Raw genomic sequence first — 23,469 nt, forward strand, 5'->3', positions numbered from 1 at the left:
TACCCCCTGTGACACCGGCAGGCTTGCGCCTTCGGCCCCGCAGTGCTTTACGGGCGCGTTCGCTGTGCCCATTGGCCGGCCGCAGGAATCCGCACGGCAATGATACGTCTCGAAAGCATCGGTAAGCAGAACGGCAAGCAGATCGTCTTCATCGACGCATCGGCAACGCTGCTCAAGGGTGAGAAGGTCGGCCTGGTCGGCCCCAATGGCGCTGGCAAGACCACCCTCTTCCGCATGATTACCGGCGAGGAACAGCCCGACGAGGGCCAGGTTTCGATCGATCGCGGCATGACCATAGGCTATTTCAGCCAGGATGTGGGCGAGATGGAAGGTCGGCCTGTGGTCGCCGAAGTGATGGATGGCGCCGGCCCGGTCAGCGCCCTCATCACCGAGATGCGGGCGCTCGAGGCCGATATGGGCGACCCCGACAAGGCCGATGACATGGATGCCATCATCGAGCGCTATGGCGAGGTGCAGCACCAGTTCGAGGAGCTCGACGGCTATTCGCTCGATGGCCGCGCCCGCGAGGTGCTCGACGGCCTTGGCTTCAGCCAGGAGATGATGGACGGCGATGTCGGCGCGCTCAGTGGCGGCTGGAAGATGCGCGTGGCCCTGGCCCGGATACTCCTGATGCGTCCCGATGCGCTGCTGCTGGACGAGCCGAGCAACCATCTCGACCTGGAAAGCCTGATCTGGCTGGAAGATTTCCTGCAGAATTATTCGGGCGCGCTGTTCATGACCAGCCATGACCGCGAGTTCATGAACCGCATCTGCACCAAGATCATCGAGATCGATGCCGGATCGCTCACCACCTATTCGGGCAATTACGAGTTCTACCAGAGCCAGCGCGCCATTGCCGAGAAGAACCAGCAGGCGCAGTTCGAGCGCCAGCAGGCCATGCTGGCCAAGGAGCTGGATTTCATTGCCCGTTTCAAGGCGCGCGCCAGCCATGCCGCGCAGGTGCAGAGCCGGGTCAAGAAGCTCGACAAGATCGACCGCGTCGAACCGCCCAAGCGGCGGCAGACGGTGGAATTCGAGTTCCGCCCTGCCCCGCGCTCGGGCGAGGATGTCGCCCTGCTCAAGGGTGTCTCCAAGAGCTATGGCAGCCGCACCATCTATGACGGGCTCGACTTTCATGTGCGCCGCAAGGAACGCTGGTGCATCATGGGCGTCAACGGCGCGGGCAAGTCGACCCTGCTCAAGCTGGTGACCGGCACTGCCGATCCCGACCAGGGCACGGTGTCGCGCGGCCCCTCGGTCAAGATGGCCTATTTTGCCCAGCATGCCATGGACGTGCTCGATGGCGACCTGACCGTGTTCAAGCAGCTCGAAAGCGCCTTCCCGCAGGCCGGACAGGCGCCGCTGCGCGCACTGGCCGGCGCCTTCGGCTTTTCGGGCGACGAGATCGAAAAGAAGTGCCGGGTCCTCTCGGGCGGCGAGAAGGCACGGCTGGTGATGGCCATGATGCTGTTCGATCCGCCGAACTTCCTGGTGCTCGACGAGCCCACCAACCATCTCGACATCGCCACCAAGGAAATGCTCATCACCGCCCTCAGCCAATATGAGGGCACCATGCTGTTCGTCAGCCATGACCGCCATTTCCTCGCCGCGCTCTCCAATCGCGTGCTGGAACTGACGCCCGAGGGCGTCCATACCTATGGCGGCGGCTATACCGAATATGTGCAGAGCACCGGGCAGGAAGCGCCGGGGCTACGCAGCTAACACATTCGTGACGGCAAACGTCTGAATGACTCGATCCGATTCAGGAATAGAGAACGCTTAGCTGGTATCCCTGAGGGGGACCCTGGGGCGTGGCCGCCCCGCCCGGCCCGGGAGGCCAGATTGACGTCACCCTGGCAGATGCTTGCTGGCAATCTCGCCGTCGTTGCTCTTTTTGTCCTGGCATGGGGCCATGCCCGATTCTGGTTGCGCGGCGTGCCCGGCGCAAGCCGCGCCGCCCTGTTCGGCACGGTCATGGGGCTTGGCGCCGTATCGACCATGTTGATGGCAGCCGAAATCGCGCCCGGCCGCTTTCTTGACCTGCGCCTCTCCCTGGTGGCGCTTTCGGCGTTCTTCGGCGGACCGCTGGCGGCAGCGATCACGCTTGTGATGGCTCTGACCTTCCGTGTGGTGCTGGGTGGCGTCGTGTTGCCGGCAGTGGTGACGATCGTCGCGGTGGCCGCTGTGGGACTGGTCCTGCGCCAGATCGTGCGGCGTGGCGCCATCACGCCCTGGCATGCCCTTGGCCTGGGCATTGCGACAGCCATCGTTCCGTCGACCAGCGCCGTGGTGCAGCAGGCATGGACGATGCTGCCCAACCTGGTACCGCTGGCGGTGCTCAACACGGTCGCCATCTTCCTGGCCGGCGTAATCTTCCTGCAGGCCCGGCGCTTCGCTGCGGAGCGCGACCTTCTAGCCGCCGCCCTCGCGCAATCGCCGGACTACAACTATATCAAGGACCAACACGGTCGCTTTGTCGCGGTCAACGAGCGCGTCGCGCGGCTGCATGGCTTCGCCAACCCAACCGACATGATCGGCAAGACCGACTTCGACATTGCCACGCCCGAACGCGCATCGGCCCTGTTTGCTGCCGAGCAAAGCCTGATCGCCGGCCGTGAGACGCAGGTCGAGCTCGAGGAACTGTTGCAGGACGAGACCGGGGCCGAACGCTGGTTTACGACCGCGAAGGTACCGCTGCATGGGGCCAATGGCGACATGATCGGCATAGCGGGCGTTACACGCGACATCACCGCCGATCGGCAATTGCGGCAGGATCTGATCGACAGCCGCAACACGCTGTCCTATGCGCTGGAGGAGATGTCGGACGGCCTTGCCATGTTCGACCGCCAGGGCAACATCATCCTGTGCAACGACCAGTATCGTGCCCTCTTCCCCTATACGAGCGAGGTCCGGCGACCGGGTGCCAATCTGCGCGACATCCTGCAAGAAGTGGTCAAGACCGGCGAGCAGCTCAGTATTCCGGCCGGCCACGAGGCTGCCTGGATCGAGCAGATCATCGGCAACCTGCATTCTGAATGCGAAGAAGAGGTCAACCTGTTTGACGGCCGGTGGCTGCAGGTGCGCACCCGCCCGACCAGTGAAGGCCGCACCCTCGTCGTGGTCACCGACGTCACCCGCCTCAAGAATGCCGAGCTGGCGCTGCATTCCGCCGCCGACCAGCTCAAGCATCTGGTGCGGACCGATAGCCTGACGGGGCTCTTGAACCGCCGCGCCTTCGACGAAGCGATGGAAACCGAAATTGCCCGCAGCGCCCGGACTGCCGCACCGATGAGCTTGCTGCTCATCGATGTCGATCGCTTCAAGGCCTTTAATGACGAATATGGCCATCCGGCGGGCGACGACGCCCTCCGGCTCGTGGCCAAGCATCTGCGGGGGTCACTCAAGCGGCCCGCCGACATGGCGGCGCGCTATGGCGGGGAGGAATTCGCCGCCATCCTGCCCGATACCGACGAGGACGGCGCCTATCTGGTTGCCGAGGCCTTCCGGCGCTCGGTGGCGGATGCCAAGCTGCCGCATCGAGGCAGCGAACGCGGCGTCCTCACCGCCAGCGTTGGCGTCGCCACCTATATGCCGGACAATCTGCATCGCAGCGCCGCCGAGATCATCCAGGTCGCCGACGAGGCGCTCTACAGCGCCAAGGCCGCCGGCCGCGACCGCGTCTTCGGCACACGGGTCGCCGGCAAGCAGCGCCGATACGGAACCCACAACTGACAGCTACGGGTCTGGCCGCTATGGCCGGGGTCTCCGGAGGCCGATCCAGGCAAGACGGATCTTTTCCCATCCGTCAGCGCGGGGTCGCCACCATCGGGCCCGGCTCGGCCATCGCTTGGACAGGGTGTTGGCTGGCCGATGCGGCGACTTGAACCAGTAGAAGGGCCGCGCCAGCAGGTCATGTGCTGCACGCAGCGTGGCAAAGCCCATCAGCAGCCAATAGGCGGGCAAGAGGATCTGGGCCGGCAGCAATTCGCTCCTGCCAAGCCGGTGCAGGCCAAGCCCCGTCATGGCGAGCGCACTGCCATAGCCCAGCGCCAGTATCGCCAGATAGAATGCGGTCCAGATGCTGGCATCGAGGCCCCCCATGCCGGAGAGCCAGCGGACCAGCAGCAGCAGGGCGAAGCCGCAATGCAGCATCGGCGCCAGGATCATACCGAGCAACAGCGCCTCGACCACCAGAAAGGCCGGCAGGCCCATTTCGGCCATGAGCCGGCCCGGATCGCGATTATGCACGATGAAGGTCTGCATCCAGCCCTTTATCCAGCGGGTGCGCTGGCCGATCCAGGGCAGCAACTGGGTCGGCGCGGCCTCGCGCGTTGACGAGGCCAGCACCTCGACGCGCAGCCGTCGTCGCGCCAGGCGCAGGCCAAGATCGGCATCCTCGGTGACGTTATAGGCATCCCAGCCACCCAGTTCGCGGAGCACCTTGAGGCGAAAGTGGTTTGAGGTCCCACCCAGTGGCATGGGCAGGCGCCAGCGTGCCAGGGCCGGCAGCAGCACCAGGAACAGGCCGGCATATTCGCCCGCAAACAAGGCCGCAAGCCAGTTGCGGGAGCCATTGTCGATCACCAGCGGCGCCTGCAGGCAGACCAGGTCATCGGCGTCGCGAAACCGCAAAGCGGCCTTCCACAGCTGGTCGGGATCGGGCACGTCCTCGGCGTCGAAGACGACGACATGCTCGCCCCGGCAAAGCGGCAGCGCGAAATCGAGCGCCTTGGGCTTGGTGCGAGGCAAGGCATCGGGCACAGTCACCAGCGAGAAGCGTGGATCGCTCAGCCCGGCGCGGACCGCGGCCACCGTATCCACCGAACGCGCCTCCACCACGAACTTGATGTCGAGGCGTTCGGCCGGATAGTCCAGCGCAGCCATGGCAGCATAGAGCTGGGGGACCATCTCGGCTTCATTGTAGAGTGGGATTAGCACCGAATAGTCGGGCAGTTCCTCATCGGGCGGGCGGCGGAGCGACGGGGCTGGCCGAATCGGCGTGAATACCGCGCCAAGCCGGATCGCCGCAGGCAGGAGCAGCATGCCGCAGGCCAGGGGCAGCAGCCACACTTGCGCGACGAACGGGGCCAGCAAGAGGCTCGACGCCAGCAGCGCCAGGGCACCGACAAAGCCGAGCCGAGCCAGCAGGGTCAGCTCGAGATGGGCGGAGGCATAGGGCCATCGCCGCGCCAGGTTCTGCCGCGCGCCATCGATCAGGGCCGGCGCGGCGGCCTGGGCGAGATATTCGCGCAGCGCCGGCTCGGGCACGAAGAACAGCAGGTTGAGCAGCCGGGGCGTTGTGCTCTTCTTGTTGCGGAGGCGAATGACATCGAAGAATCCGGGCGCCGCAAAGGCGACCTCGCGATCCAGCAGCTGCACCCGAAACAGGCGGACGCTGGCCAGCGCTTCGAGCTTGGTCGGCTGGGCATCGCCCTGCGCCCCCAGCGGCACGCGTTCATAGAAGGCATAGCCGGCCCAGGCGGCGGCACGCTGCATGACGAGATCCGCACCCAGGCCGAGCGTCGCCGCGCAATAGCGCAGCACATCGACCTCGCGCTCCAGCGCCGCCTCCAGCACCCGCAGGGCGCGTGCGTCATCAGGCTCGGCCAGAATGGCTCTGGTCAGGTCCAGCGCATCGGACATCGAACGCGGTCCGGATCAGCGCTTGTACATCGGCATTCCGAGGTGATCGTCCGGTCTATCGACCCTGTACACTGTCATGGCCCTGCCCCCAAGCAAGAGACGGCTGCGCCCCCGGCACAGCCGATATTCTCAATACTGATATAGATTTAGAGCAAAGGCTAGTTGTTCGACGCCAATATTGCGTTCCCTGCAAGCGAGATCTGGCGGGAATACATCATGCGGGCCGGCGGGCGATGGGGACGGCCGCCGGGCGGCCGTTCCGTCTCAATGCTTGGCGTTGAACTGGTGCGGGTTGAAGCGATAGGCGGTCGAGCAGAATTCGCAGACCACTTCTATCTCTCCGTTCACGGCCATTTCCTCGCGGTCTTCGGCGGTGAAGCTGGTGGCCAGCATGTCCTCGATACGGTCGGCCGAGCAGGTGCAGCGCTCCACCATTGGCAGAGGGGTGAACACGCGGACGCCAGTCTCGTGATAGAGCCGGAACAGCAGGCGTTCCGAGCTCAGGTCTGGATCGGCCAGTTCAAGATCATCCAGGGTGGCCAGGTGGATCTTGGCTTCGTTCCAGCCGTCGGCCTCGACAAAATCGGGGTCGGCCGTTTCCGGATTGTCGAAATTGCCGTCGCCAGGCAGATCGGCCATATGCGAGATGCCATGCTCGGGCAGATGCTGGATCAGCACGCCGCCGGCACGCCAGTGCGGGCGATGGTCACCCTTCTTGGTGAACTCGGCGACCGCCAGCCGGACCTGTGTTGGGATCTGCTCGGACTGCATGAAATAGGTATGCGCCACTTCTTCCAGGGAATTGCCGTGCAGGGCCACGATGCCCTGATAGCGCTCGGTATTGGGTCCCTGGTCGATGGTCATGGCCAGGTGGCCGTTGCCCAGCAGTTCGTGTGGCCTTGTACGACCCTCCGCGGCTGCCTTGAGCAGCGCCTCATGATCGAAGCGGGCGTAGCCGCGCAGCCCGTCGGGCGCGTCGAAATCGACCACGATCAGGTTCACCGGACCATCGGTCTGGGTCTGCATGATAAAACGGCCCTCGAATTTGAGGGACGAGCCGATCAGGGCGGCCAGCACCACTGCCTCGCCGAGCAACCGGGCCACCGGAGCGGGATAGTTGTGGCGGGAGAGGATGGTATCGAGCGCATCGCCCAGCCGCACGCTGCGGCCGCGGGTGTCGAGCCTATCGAGGGTGAACGGCACCACGGTATCATCGCGGCTTTCCGGCCGGTCGAGCCCCAGGGCACTCATCAGGTTCTCGTTCATGGCAGTCGTATCCGTCGTCATTCTCTTGGCTTTCTTGAGGCTAAACCCTCAAGGCGAAACGTGCCACCAGCTGTTCGTTCAAACCACAACGTCATTCCCGCGCAAGCGGGAATCCACTCCTTCGGGTCAAATCGAAGAGTGGATTCCCCGCATTCGCGGGAATGACGCGATAGAATAGATCAGTCGCAACCTAGTTCACGTCTGCCCCGAAGGCCCAGCACAGGATGGCTTTTTGGGCATGCAGGCGGTTTTCGGCCTCGTCCCACACAACCGATTGCGGACCGTCGATCACCTCGTCGGTCACCTCATCGCCACGATGGGCGGGCAGGTCATGCATGAACAGGGCGTTCTTGTCCGCCAAGGCCATCAAACTGGTGTTGACCTGGTAGGGTTTCAAGACCCGGCGGCGCTCGGCGACGTCGACATCGCCCATCGAGACCCAGGTGTCGGTGATGACGAGGTCGGCGCCCTCGACAGCCTCGCGGGGGTCCTCGATCAGCTTGACGAAGTCCCCGGCCCGCTTGATGTCGTCCATCAGGTCCTTTTCGGGGCTATATTCCTCGGGTGTCGCGATGGTCAGGTGGCATTCGAACAGCTCGGCCGCGTTCACCCAGGAATGCAGCACATTGTTGCTGTCGCCGACCCAGGCCACCTTCGCGCCCCTGATATTGCCGCGGTGCTCTTCGAAGGTCATGAGGTCAGCCATGATCTGGCAGGGATGGGCGCGGCGCGTCAGCCCGTTGATGACAGGGACCGTGGCGGCCTCGGCCAGGTCGAGCAGGTCGGCGTGGCTCAGGATGCGGATCATGATGGCATCGACATAGCGGCTGAGCACGCGAGCCGTATCGGCCAGCGTTTCCTCACGGCTGAGCTGCATTTCCTGACCCGACAGCATGATGGTCTCGCCACCCAGCTGGCGCATGCCGACATCGAAGCTGACGCGGGTGCGGGTGGACTGGCGCTCGAAGATCATGGCCAGGACCTTGTCCTTGAGCGGCTGCGGGCGATCGCCCTGCTTGAGGCGGGATTTGAGCGAGCCGGCCGCATCAAGCATGCCGCGCAGTTCGGGATAGGTGAAGTCGTCGATCGAAAGAAAATGCCGTGGGGTGCCGGTCGATGTCATGGGCCGGGTTCCTTTTTGACGCTATGGTTGTTCAGAGCATACGCGAGTTCTCTCCTTCCCTCAGGGAGGAGGAAACAGACCGCGTCGTCGCCGACCAAAATAGCGGACACTCAAGTCCATCTCAGCCAACCGCCGGAACCGACGCCGTTTCGGCCTCGATGGCGTCGAAGGCGTCGCCGAGCTTGGCCATCGCCTCCTCGATCTCCGCCTCGGTGACGATCAGCGGCGGAATGAGCCGCAGCACATTGTCGCCGGCGCCGATGGCCAGCATGCGATGATCGTCGCGCAGCCGGGCGACGAAGTCGCGTACCGGTGGGGTGATCTTGATGCCGGCGAGCAGGCCCTTGCCGCGCAGTTCGAGCACATAGTCGGGATATTTCTGCGCCAGTTGCTGCAGGTGCCAGGCCAGCTTCTGGCCCATCTGGTTGACATGGTCGATGAAGCCGGGCGCCAGGATGCGGTCGAGCACGGCATTGCCGACGGCCGATGCCAGCGGATTGCCGCCATAGGTCGAACCATGCGTACCGGGCACCATGGATGCCGCGACATCGCCCTTGGCCAGGCACGCCCCGAGCGGGAAGCCGCCGCCAATGGCCTTGGCCACCGCGACGATATCGGGCGTGATGCCGCTCCACTCGAAGGCAAAGAAGCGCCCGGTCCGGCCATAGCCGCATTGCACTTCGTCGAGGATCAGCAGCATGCCGTGTTCGTCGCAGAGCGCGCGCAGGCCCTGCATGAATTCTGATGTCATGGCGGTGACGCCGCCCTCGCCCTGCACGGTCTCGATCAGGATGGCGCAGGTCTGCGGCCCGATCAGTGCCCTGACCGCATCCAGATCGCCCGGCGCGGTATGCTTGAAACCGGGCATTGGCGGGCCGAAGCCTTCCAGGTAGCTCGGATTGCCGCCGGCGGCGATGGTGCCCAGCGTGCGGCCATGGAACGAGCCGGTAAAGGCGATGATCTCGTAGCGGTCGACCTCGCCCTTGGCCCAGAAATAGTGCCGTGCCGTCTTGATGGCGCATTCGAGCGCCTCGGCGCCCGAATTGGTGAAGAACACCGAATCCGCGAAAGTGGCGTCCGCCAGCCGCTGGCCCAGCCGTTCCTGTTCGGGAATGGTGAAGACGTTGGAGGTGTGCCAGACCTTGTCGGCCGCCGATTTCAGCGCCGAGACGATGTGGGGGTCGCCATGGCCCAGCGCGTTGACCGCGATGCCGGAATGGAAATCGAGATAGTCTCGGCCATGCTGGTCATACAGGCGCATGCCCTCGCCCCGCTCGAAAGCGAGATCGGACCGGGCATAGGTGCCGTAGAGCGCAGACATGGACAATTTCCTTCGATTGCAGGGTTGAAAACGAGGCTAGCGGCGATGCGTGACAATACCGCCACAAAAACCAAAAACGCGCTCATTGCGCAGCGCGTTTCGGTGTCAGAGTTAGGCCATTTTCGTCAGATAAGTCAATGATCGCCGCCCAAGCCCCTGATTTGACTCATGGTTTGTTAGGACAATTTTAACCAGTGAATTTACGGGGAAAGTCGCCCCCGACTCTTGATCCCGATTCCGCCGATGTCGTAAACTACATGGCATTGGGAACACGATATCTCGTGTGGCGGACCCACCTAACATACGACGCCTAGCGTTTGATGGTTGCCATGGCCATTTGGCAGCGCAATGAAGGATTCTGTTTTGACGATGGTTTCAGGAGCACAATCGGCGGGCTGGACTGACGAGCGCGTCGAGACTTTGAAGAAGCTCTGGATGGAAGGCCTCTCGGCCAGCCAGATCGCCGGCGAGCTGGGCGAAGGGGTTACCCGCAACGCCGTGATCGGCAAAGTGCATCGCCTCAAGCTGTCTGCCCGCGCCAAGCCGACCAATTCGGCACCGCGTGCGCGCCCGGCAGCCCGCCCGGCGCCGCGCCGCGTGGCCAGCCCCTCGGCCGGCATTTCGAGCATGGGTGGTGGCGCCGGCAAGGTGCGTCCACAGATGTCGTCGCGGCCGCAATCAATCGGCGCAACCGCGCTGGCGCATAATCCGGAAATGGAGCAGCAGCTCTATGTGGCGCCTGCCGCGGCGGAACTGTTCATCCCCGAGGACAAGCGCCTGAGCCTGCTGCAGCTCACCGAAGCCACCTGCAAGTGGCCGATCGGCGATCCGCTGACCAAGGACTTCTACTTCTGCGGCCAGCATAGCCTCGAGACCGGCCCCTATTGCGAGTTCCACTCGCGCCGGGCGTACCACCAGGTCGACAAGAAGCGGCGCTGAGGCGCGATCACAGAACGACGAAGGGCGCCACCGGGCGCCCTTTTTGTTTGAAGTGACGAGCAGTCATCGACCTGCAACACACCACCGCATGTCACCCTTGGGCTTGACCCGAGGGCACTGTACTTAGCAGAGCGCCTGGTAAGTGAAGAGCCCTCGGGTCAAACCCGAGGGTGACGCCCGGTGGATGGGTAACATCGAGGCGCAGCAGAGCATCGCGCCTAAGGCAGAAACACATCCACCCGCATGCCCTCGCCCGGCTTGCTCCTGAACGAAAGCTGCCCGCGATGGCGGTTGACGATGTGCTTGACGATGGCGAGGCCAAGGCCCGTGCCCTTCTTCTTGCGGCTGACCTCGGCATCGATGCGGTAGAACCGTTCGGTCAAGCGCGGCACATGCTCGGGCTCGACGCCCGGGCCGTGGTCGATGACAGTTACCTGATGCTGAAAACCCGGCCGGCCGGCCGGGGCGAGGCTCACCTCGACATACTTGCCGCTCGCGCCATACTTGACCGCATTGTCCAGCAGGTTCTCGAACACTTCATAAAGCTGGCCCCGATCGCCGGTCGTGATGCTCGGGCCCTCGAACAGGCTCAGACGGATTTCGACATCGGCCGCCTTGGCCTGCATCATCAGCCCCTCGCGCACTTCGCGCAGCAGGGCTGCCAGGTCGATGCTGCCGGTGGGCCGCACATGCTGGTGCATCTCGATGCGCGACAGGCTCAGGAGGTCGTCGATCAGCTTGCTCATGCGCTCGGCCTGGCCGCGCATGATGCCGAGGAATTTTTCCCGCGCGGCGGCATCCTTGGCGGCCGGCCCGAGCAGCGTATCGATGAAGCCGCGCAACGAGGCGAGCGGCGTCCGCAATTCATGGCTGGCATTGGCGATGAAATCGGAGCGCAGCGCATCGACGCGCTTGAGCTCGGTGAGGCTCTGGAATGTCACCACCAGTTGCCTGTTGTCGTCGGCGAACCAGTCGCGGCCGGTCCGGCGCAGCGGCGACACCACGACCTTGTCCCAGGTTTCGGACGGCACCGTCTCATGCAGCTCGACCGTGTGGACCGCACCGCCACGCATGGCCAGGTCGATGGCCCCGACCAGTTCGGGATTGCGCAGCGAGAAGGTGATCGGGTTGCCATTGCTCACCGAAGGGAACTGCCGGCGGGCTGCCGCATTGGCGTGAAGCACGACGCTGCGGCGGTCGAGCACCAGGCAAGGATCGGCCAGGGCGTCGGCAAAGGCAAAGACCGCGTCATCCGCAGCGGCGGCCGGGTGCGGCGTCTCGACCATCTGCGTCACCGTGACGGTGTTGCCTGGGAGCACGAGGACAGCCGCCAAAATGGCCAGATAGCCAAGCAGGGCCGCGACAATGCCGACCTCGCCAAACAGCGCCAGGCCGATGAAGACGGCAAGGATGCCGGCCAGCAGGCCGCCCTGCGCAGCCAGGCGTGCCAGCGCCACCGTCAGGGGCGAGATGGGGCGGGTCGCCCGGAGGTCATCCATGTTTTGTTTCTGAGAATCAGCCAGTTGCGAGGCCCCTTGCGCGCGGGGGCGCCTTCATAGCACGGTGAAGATGACAACGGAGAGACACCTGTGACCGACCCTCTTGATGGTTTCGACCTCGAAAATCCGGAACTGCCCAAGGCGATCAAGAAACGTGCGATGACCTCAGGCGGCTATCCTTACGAGGATAAGCTGGATGGCGACATCTATGAAGCGCAGATGTATGAGCTGCAAAAGCAACTGGTATTGCTGCAGGCGCACCTGGCCACATCGGGCGAGCGCATCATGATCGTGTTCGAGGGGCGGGATGCTGCGGGCAAGGGCGGCACCATCAAGACCTATCTCGAAAACCTCAATCCCCGCTACAACCTCATCGCCGCCCTGCCCAAGCCGAATGACCGCGAACGCACGCAATGGTATTTCCAGCGCTATGTCGACTGGCTGCCGGCCGCCGGGGAAACCGTGCTGTTCGACCGCTCCTGGTATAACCGGGCGGGTGTCGAGAAGGTCATGGGCTTTGCCACGCCCGAGCAGGTCGAGCACTTCCTCGATGAAGCGCCGGAATTCGAGAAGCGCATCACCAATGACGGCATCCATCTGTTCAAGTTCTGGCTGTCGATCGGTCGCGAAATGCAGCTTAAGCGCTTCCATGACCGCCGCCACGATCCGCTCAAGATATGGAAACTCTCGCCCATCGACATGGAGGCCCTGCACAAGTGGGACGCCTATACCGCGGCCCGCGACGAGATGCTCAAGCGCACCGATTGCCCGCACGCGCCCTGGACCGTCATCCGCGCCAACGACAAGCGCCGTGGCCGCATCAATGTCATCCAGACTGTGCTCAAGGGCCTCGCCTATACCGGCAAGGACGAGAAGGCCATCGGGGAATTTGATCCGAACATCACGATGAGCGCCGAGGATTTTCTGAGGCTGAAGAAGACCGACTAGCTTGGCCGCATTCCCACCCAACGGCCGTCACCCTCGGGTTTGACCCGAGGGCTCTTCATTTTTCGAACGCTTCGCAAAGTCCAACGCCCTCGGGCCAAGCCCGAGGGTAACGATCCAGCGTGTGAATTCAACATGAGGACACCCTTGGCATCCCCTACACGCCCTCGATGCTGCCCATCCGCTTGCTGGCGGTGGGCCAACTCAGTTCGGTGGTGCGAGCGATCACCGCTTCGACCACGGTGAACAGCGCGCCATTGGCGTCCCAGGTGCGCCCCATATCGGTCCGGCAGGGCAGCACCAGCTTGGCGAAGCGGCTGACCGGGCTCATCCACTCATCGGTAACAAGCACGATCTGTGCCCGGCGGGCGGCCAGCTCGACGGAGACATCGACAAGCCCCGGATCATAGCGCCGGACATCGAAGATGATGGCGACGTCGCCCGGCTTGACGTCGATCAACTGGTCGGCGCGGGTGGCGACGCGCCCGTCGAGCCGCCGCACGCTCTGCCGGATCAGGCGCAGATGGGCCTCCATATAGCCGGCGACGAAATCGGTGAACCGGCCGCCGGCCAGCCAGCAGGCCCCTCTTGTATCGGCCAGCCGCTCGCAGACTTCCTCGAATTCGGATGCTGGGATGAGCGACGCCGAACCGCGCAGGTTTTCGATCTCCTGGGTCACGAACCGGTCGAGAAAATTCTTGTCCCCCGCCGGCTGGCCGCTGGCAGACTGGCTGCGCTGCAGGGGCGACTTGGAGCGTTCCTCTAGTTCCTCGCGCAGGGCCCGCTGGAAATCGGGATAGGATTTGTAGCCCAGTTGCGCCACGAAGCGCAGGACGGTGGCCGAACTCGCGCCGGCCTGCTGGGCGAACTCGGCGACCGGGGCCAGGCCCAAGGTCGGATAGGACCCCAGAAGCCCCCGCGCCGCCCGCTTTTCCGCTGCCGTCAGCCGATGGATCGCGTCGTGGATACGCCCCGCGACCGATTTCCCCTCCATGCGCCCCTCTGAATTTGTGATTTCAGCATTGACAGTTTTGAGCAATGTGGAACTACTGATACAGAAGTTAATCGGCCATGCGTAGAGGCTAAATGGATATTGGCGGGCAAAAGGCGGTGCTGGTTTCCAATGCACGGGGGCGGTCGCCCTTCGTCATCGTCTGCGACCATGCCAGCAACCGCATTCCGGAAAAGTACGGCACGATGGGCCTCACACAGGCCGAACGAGTGAGCCATATCGCCTGGGACCCGGGTGCACTGGCCGTCAGCCGCCGGCTTTCCGAATTGCTGGATGCCCCCCTGGTGCAATCCACCGTGTCGCGCATCGTCATCGACTGCAACCGCGACCTGGATGCACCGGACCTGATCTGGACCCTGTCCGAGACGACGCGCATCGCCGCCAATGAGAACCTGCCTCCCGAGGAGCGCCAGTATCGGATCGAGCATTTCCACAAGCCCTACCATGCGTCCATCGAGACGCTGCTGGAGGCGCGGCGCCATGCCGGACAGGAAACCGTGCTGGTCTGCATGCACTCCTTCACTCCGGTCTATCACGGCGTGGCGCGGCCCTGGCCCATCGGGCTGATCCATGGCGCGGACCCCGCCTATACCCGGGCGCTGTTCGATGCGCTGACCGATGCGGAGCCCGGCCTCAACATCGGCTGGAACGAGCCTTATGCGGCGCTCAACGGCGTCACCCTGACGCTGGAGAAGCATGGCGACGGGCGGGGGCTCGACGCCACCATGATCGAAATCCGCAATGACGAAATTCTCGAACCTGCCGGCGTGACCCTGTGGTCGACCCGGCTGGCCCGTTGCCTCGAAGCGGCGCGGCAGGCGCGCAAAGGGGCAATGGCAGTCTAGACTTAACCGTGGGCTACTTCAGGGGGACGTGACTATGACTGATACCAAGAGGGTCGGCAGTGTCGCCTATGCGACGCGCGACAAGGACTATTTCGCAAAGCGCGGGCTCGAACGCTATGCCGGCATCTGGTCGCTGTGGGCATTGGGTGTGGGCGCGGTGATTTCCGGCCATTTCTCTGGCTGGAACTTCGGCTTTGCCACCGGCGGCTGGGGCGGCATGCTGGTTGCCGGCGGCATCATCGCCATCATGTATATGGGCCTGGTCTCCTCGATCGCCGAAATGAGCCCTGCTTTGCCCCATACCGGGGCGGCCTATTCCTTCGCCCGCACCTCCATGGGGCCATGGGGTGGGTTCGTCACGGGTCTCTTTGAAAACGTCGAATATGTGCTTACCCCGGCGGTGATCGTTACCTTCATATCGGGCTATTTCGGCTCGATTACCGGCATGGATACATCGCTCTACCCGATCCTGTGGATCGTCTTCTACGCGGTGTTCCTCGCTCTCAACATCTATGGCGTGGCGTTGAGCTACAAGGTGACGCTGGTCGTCACCCTGATCTCTTTGGCCGTGCTGGTGGTGTTCTGGATCTCGGCCATTCCCAACATGGATTTTGGCCGCTGGGCGCTCAATATCGGTGTCGGCGTAGACGGCAAGGCCGTCGAGTTGCCTGAGGGCAACGGCTCCTGGTTCCCCTTTGGCTGGCAGGGCGTGCTTGCCACGCTGCCCTTCGCGGTTTGGCTGTTTCTTGCCATCGAGCAGGTGCCGCTGGCTGCCGAGGAATCGGTCGATCCCAAGCGTGACCTGCCGCGCGGCATCCTGCTGGGCTTTGCCACGCTCGTGCTGTCGGCCTTCATGATTGTGCTGCTCAACCCGTCGGTGAACGGCATCGGCAGCTTCGCGCTCGGCACCTCGCTCGAGCCACTGCTCGACGGCTTCCGCGCCATCTATGGCGATGCGGGCGCAACGGTCCTGGGCATCGTGGCCCTCACCGGCCTCATCGCCTCGTTCCACACCATCCTCTATGCGCAGGGCCGCCAGGTCTATTCGCTGAGCCGTGCCGGCTACTTTCCGTCGGCCCTCTCGGTGACGCATGAAAAGTACAAGACCCCGCATATCGCCATGATATCAGGGGCGCTGCTGGGCCTGGCCGTGATGCTGATCATCTGGTTCGCCAATGGCGGCGGCGGCGGTGGCGAAACCCAGCTGGGCGACGACATCATCGGCACGGTGCTGCTCAACATGGCCGTGTTTGGCGCGATGCTGAGCTACATTATGCAGGCGCTCAGCTTCATCATCCTGCGGCGCAACCAGCCCAATATCGAGCGGCCGTTCCGCTCGCCGCTGGGCATTCCTGGCGCCATCGTCACAATCATCATCGCGGCGATAACGCTGTACTACCAGATGCAGGACCCCAACTTCTTCAAGGGCGTGATCTGGGTGGTGCTGTGGTGCGCTGTTGGCATCGTCTACTTCGCCGCCATCGGCCGCAACAAGCTGATCCTGTCGCCTGAGGAAGAGTTCGCCCTGGCGCACAAGGCGTAAAGCTAACGAGGGCGCGGTCACGCACTGCGCCCTCCCACCCCCGATGTCATTCCGGCGCAGGCCGGAATCCATGCGGTGACCCTTCCCCGCGCTGGGTGCATGCGGAACACCACGGACATGGATCCCGGCCTGCGCCGGGATGACCCGGCGGGGATCGACCAAACGAGGAGATTTTCATGGCCTACACTCTTGCCGAACTGCGCAAGGACGTCGCAGCGGGCAGCATCGATACCGTGCTCGTCGCCTTCCCCGACATGCAGGGGCGGATGATCGGCAAGCGCTTCCAGGCCGAGTATTTCCTCGAAGTCGCCAATGACGAAACCCATGGCTGCGACTATCTCCTCGCCGACGATATCGACATGGAGCCCGTCCCCGGCTACGAGGCCGCCAACTGGGGCAAGGGCTATGGCGATTTCGTCATGAAGCCGGACCTCGATACGCTGATGAAGGCCAACTGGCTCGACGGCACCGCGATCGTGCTCTGCGATCTCAGCGACCACCACCATCACGAGCCGATTGTCCACAGCCCGCGCGCCATCCTCAAGGCGCAGATCGCGCGCCTTGCCGCCATGGGCTACACCGCCAATGCGGCCACCGAGCTCGAATTCTACCTGTTCGACGAGGACTACCGCACCATCGCGCAAAATGGCCATGCCAGGGCGCAGACGGCGGGCGACTACATTCAGGATTACCACATCTTCCAGACCACCAAGGAAGAAGGCGTGATGCGGGCCCTGCGTAAGCACCTGCAGGCTTCCGGCATTCCGGTGGAAAGCTCGAAGGGTGAATGGGGCCCCGGCCAGGAAGAAATCAACGTCAAATATGCCGATGCCCTCACCATGGCCGATCGCCATGTGGTGCTCAAGAACGCCACCAAGGAAATCGCCTGGTCACAGGGCAAGGCCGTGACGTTCATGGCCAAGTGGGATTACACCCTCGCTGGCTCATCGAGCCACATCCATATGTCGCTGGCCGACAAATCCGGCAAGCCGCTCTTCGTTGACGGCAAGGACGAGCGCGGCATGAGCGACCTCATGAAGCATTTCATGGCCGGCCAGCTCGCCTATGCGCGCGACATCACCTATTTCCTCGCGCCCTATATCAACAGCTATAAGCGCTTCCAGGCGGGCACTTTCGCGCCCACCAAGGCGATCTGGTCGCCGGATAACCGCACGGCCGGCTTCCGCCTCTGCGGCGAGCATTCCAAATCCATCCGCGTCGAATGCCGCATGGGCGGCGCCGACCTCAACCCCTATCTCGCCATCGCGGCCCTGATCGCTGCCGGCATCAAGGGCATCGAGGACAAGATGCCGCTCGAGCCGGCCTTTGTCGGCGACGCCTATATCACCAAGAAGCTGCGCGAGATTCCCAAGACGCTGCGCGAGGCGACCGACACGCTGCGCAAGTCAAAGATGCTTAAGGACGCGTTTGGCGAACAGGTCATCGGCCATTATGTGCATACGGCGGAGTGGGAGCAGTTCGAGTATGATCGGCGGGTGACCGATTGGGAGCTGAAACGCGGGTTTGAGCGGAGCTGATCCCGATTGTCGCCCCGTCCGGCAGGCACTAAAGACCTGGCCACCACTGCGTCGCATACCACCCACGACGTCATTCCCGCGCAGGCGGGAATCCACCTTTGCGGAAGAATGGATTCCCGCCTGCGCGGGAATGACGCTGAGATAGAAGGCCAAACACCATGACCGAAACGGTCAAGATCATCTCCCCCATCGACGGCAGCGTCTATGCCGAGCGACCCCTGGCCAGCGCGACCGAGATCGACAGCGCCGTAATCCGCGCCAAGGCGGCCCGTCGTGCCTGGGGCGAGACCACCATTCCCGAACGCCAGAAGATCCTGACGCATTTGGTCGATGCCCTGTTGCTCATGAACGACGAGATCGTTCCCGAACTGGCCTGGCAGATGGGCCGCCCCATCCGCTTCGGCGGCGAGAAGCGCGGGGTCGAGGAACGCAGCCGCTACATGATCGAGCTGGCCGCCGAAGCCCTCGCGCCCTCGATGCGGCCCGAGAAGGAAGGCTTCACCCGCTACATTACCCGCGAAGCGCTCGGCACCGTCATGGTCATCGCCCCGTGGAACTATCCCTTCCTCACCGCGGTCAATTCCATCGTCCCGGGCCTGCTGGCCGGCAATGCGATCATGCTCAAGCATGCCAGCCAGACGCTGCTGGCCGGCGAACGCTTCGCCATGGCCGCCGAAAGCGCCGGGCTGCCGGCTGGGCTGTTCCAGAACCTGGTCCTCGGCCATGCCGATACTGAAAAACTCATCGCCTCGGGCGCCATCGACCACATCAATTTCACCGGTTCGGTGGAAGGCGGTCGTCGCATCGAAAAGGCCGCCGCTGGCACCTTTGCCACGCTCGGCCTCGAGCTGGGCGGCAAGGACCCGGCCTATGTGCGGGCCGATGCCGTCATCGACAATGCGGTCGAGAACCTGGTCGATGGCTCCTTCTTCAATTCCGGCCAGTCCTGCTGCGGCGTCGAACGCATCTATGTGCATGAAGCGGTCTATGATCGCTTCGTCGAGGGCTTCATCGACAATGCGCGCGGCTGGACGCTGGGCAATCCGCTCGACGCAGACACCATTGTCGGCCCCATGGCCCGCGGCAGCTTCGCCGACCACGTGCGCCAGCAGACCGAAGAGGCTCTGCGCGGAGGCGCTGCCAGGCACCTCAACACGCGCCACGAACTCGACAAGCCAGGCTCGCCCTATCTGGCGCCCGAGGTGCTGACCAACGTCAACCACCAGATGAGCGTGATGCGTGAAGAGAGCTTCGGCCCGGTCGTCGGCATCATGAAGGTGGCCGACGATGCCGAGGCCATTACCCTGATGAATGACAGCCCCTATGGCCTGACCGCCTCTGTCTGGACCGAGGACCTTGATGCGGCGGCGAAAATCGGCGGTCAGGTCGAGACCGGCACGGTTTTCGCCAATCGCTGCGACTATCTCGATCCGGCTCTGGTCTGGACCGGGGTCAAAGATACCGGCAAGGGCGGCGCGCTGAGCGAGATCGGCTATGCCAACCTGACGCAGCCGAAGAGTTATCATCTGAAGCGGGTGTAAATTCTGGGGGGCATTGCGCCCTCCCCAATCGTCACCACCGGGTTTGTCCCGGTGGTCCATGCCACCGCCAGCGCGATCCTGCGATGGATTGCCGGGACAAGCCCGGCAATGACGGTGGTGCAGGGCCAAAGGCCCGGAAACAACGAGGCGACAATGACCAAGGCCAACTGGAACTACCCCACCGCAGTCAAATTCGGCCCCGGCCGCATTGCCGAACTGCCTGAGGCATTGAAGACCGCCGGGATCAGCAACCCCCTGCTGGTCACCGATGCGGGCCTCGTCAACCTGCCGGTCACGCAGAAAACTATCCAGATCCTCAAAGATGCTGGCATCCCCGTGGGTGTCTTCGCCGATGTGAAGCCCAACCCGATCTCGGCCAATGTCGAAGCCGGCATCAAGGTGCTGCGCGAGGGCGGCCATGACGGCGTCATCGCCTTTGGCGGCGGCTCGGGGCTCGATGTGGGCAAGGTCATCGCCTTCATGGCCGGGCAGACCCGGCCGATGTGGGATTTCGAGGATATCGGCGACTGGTGGACCCGCGCCGATCCCAAGGGCATTTTCCCGATTGTCGCCGTGCCCACGACGGCTGGCACAGGCTCGGAAGTCGGCCGCGCCGGCGTCATCACCGATGAAACGACCCACACCAAGAAGGTGATCTTCCATCCGCTGATGATGCCCAAGGTGGTCATCGCCGATCCGGAACTCACCGTCGGCATGCCCAAATTCATCACCGTGGGCACCGGCATGGATGCGCTGGCGCATTGCCTCGAAGCCTATTGTGCCCCCGGCTATCACCCGCTGGCCGATGGCATTGCCGTCGAAGGCATCCGCCTCGTCTTCGAGAACCTACCCAAGGTCTATGCCGATCCCAACGATGTGGAAGCACGCGGCCACATGATGAGCGCCGCCGCCATGGGCGCCACCGCCTTCCAGAAGGGGCTCGGCGCCATCCATGCGCTCAGCCACCCGGTCGGCGCGCTCTACGACACCCATCACGGCATGACCAATGCCGTGTTCATGCCCTATGTGCTGGCGGTCAACCATGCGGCCATCGAAGCCCGCATCGCGCGCCTCGCCGCCTATCTCGGGCTCGCCCCCAGCTTCGAGGCCTTCCAGCACGCCGTCCTGGCCCTGCGCCTCCGTCTCGACGTGCCGCATACGCTGGCCGAGTTCAAGGTGGATAACAGCAAGCGCGAACTGATCGGGGACATGGCGATCGTTGACCCGACAGCCGGTGGCAATCCGATCGAGCTGACGAAAGAGCGGGCGCTGGAGATTTTCGACCGGGCCATGGAGGGGCGGGTCTGAACGAACTGTATGACCGCGCGTTGAACCGGGCCTCATGGAGTACCCGATATGCGCGCGATCTTCCTTGCGACCTGTCTCACCCTGATCGTCGGCGTAGCCAATACGCCGGCGCATCACAAGCCCGGCCACCCCATGCCTCCCGGCCAGGCCAAGAAACTGCTGCCGCCGGAACTGGTGATCATGGCCCCGCCACCCGAAGTGGAGGAGGTCTGCCTCGTCACCACGGACACGCCGGGCGACCCCTTCGCGCCGGTGATCGTGACCGAGTGGCTACCGCGTGACGTGGCAGAGAACCGTGCCGAGGCCGGCGGCAGCTTCGTCATCTACCACCCGGATTTCAACAGCGAAGTCGGCTGCGTGAGTTTCTAGCCGGCGACTTCGGCAACGGTGGCCTTCACGCCAACCTCGAACAGGCTGTCGAGATGGGTGGCGACCGTCTCGCCAAAAGTCTGGTTGTCCGCCAGGTCGCTGCCGAACACTTCGGTCAGCGCCACCAGGCCGACATAGAGCGCCTCGGCGTCATCCCCGGCGTCGGCGGCGATGGCCATCATGCGCATGGCCAGGGGGTCGCGCACGTCGATGCTCTCGCCCTTCTCGTCGATCCCCACGACATAGCGCATCCATGCCGCCACCCCCAAACCCAGCCGTTCGAACGGCTGGTTGGCCTTGAGGCGGTCGCGGATTGTCCCCAGCAGGCGCTGCGGCAGCTTTTGCGATCCATCCATGGCGATCTGCCAGGTGCGGTGCTTGAGCGCCGGATTGCGGAAACGGTCGAGCAACTGGTCGCGATAGGCGCCCAGGTCAACGCCCGGCATGTCCAGCGTCGGCATGGCTTCCTCGGTCATCAGCCCGTGGATCAGCTTGACGAAGTCGGCGTCGCCCATCACGTCGGAGATATATTCGTAGCCCGCCAGGTAGCCGAGATAGGCCATGGTGGAGTGGCTGCCATTGAGCATGCGCAGCTTCATGCGCTCGAAGGGCTCGACATCCTCGACCATCTGCGCGCCGGCCTGTTCGAAGGGCGGGCGGCCATCGGGGAAGTGATCCTCGATCACCCATTGGGTGAAAGGCTCGGTCATGATCGGCCAGGCATCCTCCGCCCCGATCATGCCGGCGACGGTCTCGCGATCGGCGTCGGTGGTCGAGGGCACGATGCGGTCGACCATGGTGCCGGGGAAGGCAACCTTGCCGACATATTCGCCCAAAGCCGCATCGCGCAGGCTGGCAAACCTGGTGACGATCCGCTTCACCGTCGCGCCATTGCTCGGCAGGTTGTCGCAGCTCATCACGGCGAAGGGGGCAATGCCCGCAGCCTTGCGGCGCGCCAGGGCCTCGACCAGCATGCCAGGCGCCGATTTCGGCACGGCGGGATTAGCCAGATCATGCACAATGTCGGGGTGGCGCTGGTCGAGCTCGCCCGTCGCCGGATCGTGGCAATAGCCCTTCTCGGTCACGGTCAGGGAGACGATGCGGATGGCCGGGCTTGCCATCAGCGCCAGCAGGTCCTCGCGCTGGGTGTTGGCGTCGAGTACTCGGAGGATGGAGCCGATGACACGGGGATGGGTGCCCGACGCATCGCGCACCGCGACGGTGTAGAGCCCGTCCTGCGGCTCCAGCGCCTCCTTGGTATCGGGCCGGCGGAGGCTGGCGCCGACGATCGCCCAATCAGGATGGCGGGCCAACAGATCGTCGACATAAACGGCCATATGCGCCCGGTGGAACGCGCCGATGCCCAGATGCACGATACCCGGGGTGATCCGGCTCCGATCGTATTTCGGCACGGTCACGCCGGCGGGAACTTGGCTCAGGGTTGCGGCGCTCAGACGCGTCATGGATGTCTCCGGCAAAACGATGCGACACCATAATGGTGTTTCATCTTGTATGGAAGATGCAGTATCTACACCATCCGTCTATCCACTACGTCATTCCCGCGCAGGCGGGAATCCACTCCTTGCTGCGACTGGACAAGAATGGATTCCCGCTTGCGCGGGAATGACGTCGTGACTATGCGAATAGCCAATTGGGAGGACGCGTAGTGGCAAATCGGTTCGTCAGCATCGGGGAATGCATGATCGAGATGAGCGGCGGCGAGGATCGCCTGTATCGCCTGGGCTATGCCGGCGATACGCTCAACACCGCCTGGTATATGCGCGCGCTGCTCGGCGAGGACTGGTCGGTGGATTATTTCACCGGCCTGGGCGAAGACAAATATTCCGGCGATATCCGCGCCTTCCTCGATACCAACAATATCGGCACCAGCCACATACGCACCGTGCCTGGCCGCCGTCCCGGCTTGTACCTGATCCACCAGGAAAAGGGCGACCGGCACTTCACCTATTGGCGCGATACTTCGGCCGCCAAGCTGCTGGCCGACGACAAGGACGCGCTGGCGGCGGCGGTCGATGGCGCCAGCATGGTCTATTTTTCCGGCATCACGCTGGCCATCCTCGCCCCGCGCGCCCGCGGAAGGCTGCTTGGCGCCATCGTCAAGGCGCGCGATGCCGGCGCCAAGGTGGTGTTCGACACCAATATCCGCCCGGCTCTGTGGACCAGCCCGCGCGTCATGACCGCGGTGCTTACGGCGGCGGCGACCATGTGCGACATCGTGCTGCCCACCCATGGTGACGAGGCGCCACTGTTCGGCGACAAAAATGTCGACGACACGGCCGATCGCTATCTCGAACTGGGCGTCGAGGAAGTGGTGGTCAAGGACGGGGCCGGCGAGGCGTTGATCGCCACCGCATCTGAGCGCGTGAAGGTCGCCCCGAAACCCGGAGCCACTGTGGTTGACGCCACCGGCGCCGGCGACAGTTTCAACGGCGCCTATCTCTCGGCAAGGCTGGCAGGAAAGTCCCTGCGGGAAGCGGCTGAGGCCGCCCATAGGGTGGCGGGCGTGGTCATCGGGCAAAAGGGCGCCCTGGTCGATCCCAAGTTGCTGCAGTAGGC

At 63.9% G+C, this 23,469-nt stretch carries 18 protein-coding genes; 11 read left to right on the forward strand and 7 right to left on the reverse strand.

Going from position 1 to position 23,469, the window contains the following annotated elements; translation table 11 throughout:
- The first annotated feature begins 99 nt into the window (after window positions 1-99).
- The gene (locus IH615_RS19505; RefSeq protein WP_291364560.1) at window positions 100-1,722 is read left to right on the forward strand and encodes an ABC-F family ATP-binding cassette domain-containing protein; all 1,623 of its coding nucleotides are present in this window, start codon (window positions 100-102) and stop codon (window positions 1,720-1,722) included.
- Between the two features lie 120 nt (window positions 1,723-1,842).
- On the forward strand, window positions 1,843-3,732 hold the full coding sequence (locus IH615_RS19510; RefSeq protein WP_291364561.1) for a diguanylate cyclase: 1,890 nt from the start codon (window positions 1,843-1,845) through the stop codon (window positions 3,730-3,732).
- Window positions 3,733-3,750: 18 nt separating this feature from the next.
- On the opposite strand, the gene IH615_RS19515 is transcribed toward IH615_RS19510, so the two are convergent.
- The 4 genes from IH615_RS19515 to IH615_RS19530 form a co-directional block, all read right to left on the reverse strand.
- Window positions 3,751-5,643 carry a glycosyltransferase gene (locus IH615_RS19515; protein ID WP_291364562.1) on the reverse strand — a complete coding sequence of 631 codons (1,893 nt, stop codon included), beginning with the start codon at window positions 5,641-5,643 and terminating at the stop codon, window positions 3,751-3,753.
- Window positions 5,644-5,907: 264 nt separating this feature from the next.
- Complete coding sequence (locus IH615_RS19520) at window positions 5,908-6,930, reverse strand: Hsp33 family molecular chaperone (protein ID WP_291364563.1); 1,023 nt, start codon at window positions 6,928-6,930, stop codon at window positions 5,908-5,910.
- 169 nt (window positions 6,931-7,099) lie between these two features.
- On the reverse strand, window positions 7,100-8,032 hold the full coding sequence (gene argF / locus IH615_RS19525) for an ornithine carbamoyltransferase (protein ID WP_291364564.1): 933 nt from the start codon (window positions 8,030-8,032) through the stop codon (window positions 7,100-7,102).
- Window positions 8,033-8,153: 121 nt separating this feature from the next.
- On the reverse strand, window positions 8,154-9,353 hold the full coding sequence (locus IH615_RS19530; protein WP_291364565.1) for an aspartate aminotransferase family protein: 1,200 nt from the start codon (window positions 9,351-9,353) through the stop codon (window positions 8,154-8,156).
- Window positions 9,354-9,722: 369 nt separating this feature from the next.
- Between IH615_RS19530 and IH615_RS19535 the strand changes: the two genes are divergently transcribed.
- A complete protein-coding gene (locus tag IH615_RS19535; protein ID WP_291364787.1) occupies window positions 9,723-10,292 on the forward strand; it encodes a GcrA family cell cycle regulator in 570 nt (189 codons plus the stop codon).
- Between the two features lie 218 nt (window positions 10,293-10,510).
- Here IH615_RS19535 and IH615_RS19540 read toward each other — a convergent pair whose 3' ends face one another.
- On the reverse strand, window positions 10,511-11,791 hold the full coding sequence (locus IH615_RS19540; RefSeq protein WP_291364566.1) for an ATP-binding protein: 1,281 nt from the start codon (window positions 11,789-11,791) through the stop codon (window positions 10,511-10,513).
- A gap of 90 nt (window positions 11,792-11,881) precedes the next feature.
- Here IH615_RS19540 and ppk2 point away from each other — a divergent pair, with 90 nt between their 5' ends.
- Window positions 11,882-12,739 carry a polyphosphate kinase 2 gene (ppk2, locus tag IH615_RS19545; protein ID WP_291364567.1) on the forward strand — a complete coding sequence of 286 codons (858 nt, stop codon included), beginning with the start codon at window positions 11,882-11,884 and terminating at the stop codon, window positions 12,737-12,739.
- A 154-nt stretch (window positions 12,740-12,893) separates the two neighbouring features.
- Here ppk2 and IH615_RS19550 read toward each other — a convergent pair whose 3' ends face one another.
- Window positions 12,894-13,730 carry a MurR/RpiR family transcriptional regulator gene (locus IH615_RS19550; protein WP_291364568.1) on the reverse strand — a complete coding sequence of 279 codons (837 nt, stop codon included), beginning with the start codon at window positions 13,728-13,730 and terminating at the stop codon, window positions 12,894-12,896.
- A gap of 92 nt (window positions 13,731-13,822) precedes the next feature.
- On the opposite strand from IH615_RS19550, the gene IH615_RS19555 reads away from it, so the two are divergent.
- The 6 genes from IH615_RS19555 to IH615_RS19580 all read left to right on the forward strand — a co-directional run bounded on the left by IH615_RS19555 (window position 13,823) and on the right by IH615_RS19580 (window position 20,892).
- Complete coding sequence (locus IH615_RS19555; RefSeq protein ID WP_291364569.1) at window positions 13,823-14,593, forward strand: N-formylglutamate amidohydrolase; 771 nt, start codon at window positions 13,823-13,825, stop codon at window positions 14,591-14,593.
- Window positions 14,594-14,627: 34 nt separating this feature from the next.
- On the forward strand, window positions 14,628-16,136 hold the full coding sequence (locus IH615_RS19560) for an amino acid permease (RefSeq protein ID WP_291364570.1): 1,509 nt from the start codon (window positions 14,628-14,630) through the stop codon (window positions 16,134-16,136).
- A gap of 176 nt (window positions 16,137-16,312) precedes the next feature.
- Entirely contained in the window at window positions 16,313-17,674 is a 1,362-nt protein-coding gene (locus tag IH615_RS19565; protein ID WP_291364571.1) for a glutamine synthetase family protein, read from the forward strand.
- 158 nt (window positions 17,675-17,832) lie between these two features.
- Window positions 17,833-19,215 carry an aldehyde dehydrogenase family protein gene (locus IH615_RS19570; RefSeq protein WP_291364572.1) on the forward strand — a complete coding sequence of 461 codons (1,383 nt, stop codon included), beginning with the start codon at window positions 17,833-17,835 and terminating at the stop codon, window positions 19,213-19,215.
- Between the two features lie 153 nt (window positions 19,216-19,368).
- A complete protein-coding gene (locus tag IH615_RS19575) occupies window positions 19,369-20,523 on the forward strand; it encodes an iron-containing alcohol dehydrogenase (protein WP_291364573.1) in 1,155 nt (384 codons plus the stop codon).
- Between the two features lie 48 nt (window positions 20,524-20,571).
- Complete coding sequence (locus IH615_RS19580) at window positions 20,572-20,892, forward strand: hypothetical protein (protein ID WP_291364574.1); 321 nt, start codon at window positions 20,572-20,574, stop codon at window positions 20,890-20,892.
- Here the strand turns inward: IH615_RS19580 and IH615_RS19585 are convergent.
- The gene (locus IH615_RS19585; RefSeq protein ID WP_291364575.1) at window positions 20,889-22,355 is read right to left on the reverse strand and encodes a mannitol dehydrogenase family protein; all 1,467 of its coding nucleotides are present in this window, start codon (window positions 22,353-22,355) and stop codon (window positions 20,889-20,891) included. The genes IH615_RS19580 and IH615_RS19585 overlap by 4 nt on opposite strands.
- Before the next feature lie 203 nt (window positions 22,356-22,558).
- Here IH615_RS19585 and IH615_RS19590 point away from each other — a divergent pair, with 203 nt between their 5' ends.
- Window positions 22,559-23,467, forward strand: coding sequence for a sugar kinase (locus IH615_RS19590; protein WP_291364576.1), 909 nt, complete (start codon window positions 22,559-22,561; stop codon window positions 23,465-23,467).
- Window positions 23,468-23,469: the final 2 nt, after the last annotated feature.

The organism is Devosia sp., from assembly GCF_014860165.1.
In the GTDB taxonomy this organism is placed as follows: Bacteria; Pseudomonadota; Alphaproteobacteria; order Rhizobiales; family Devosiaceae; genus Devosia.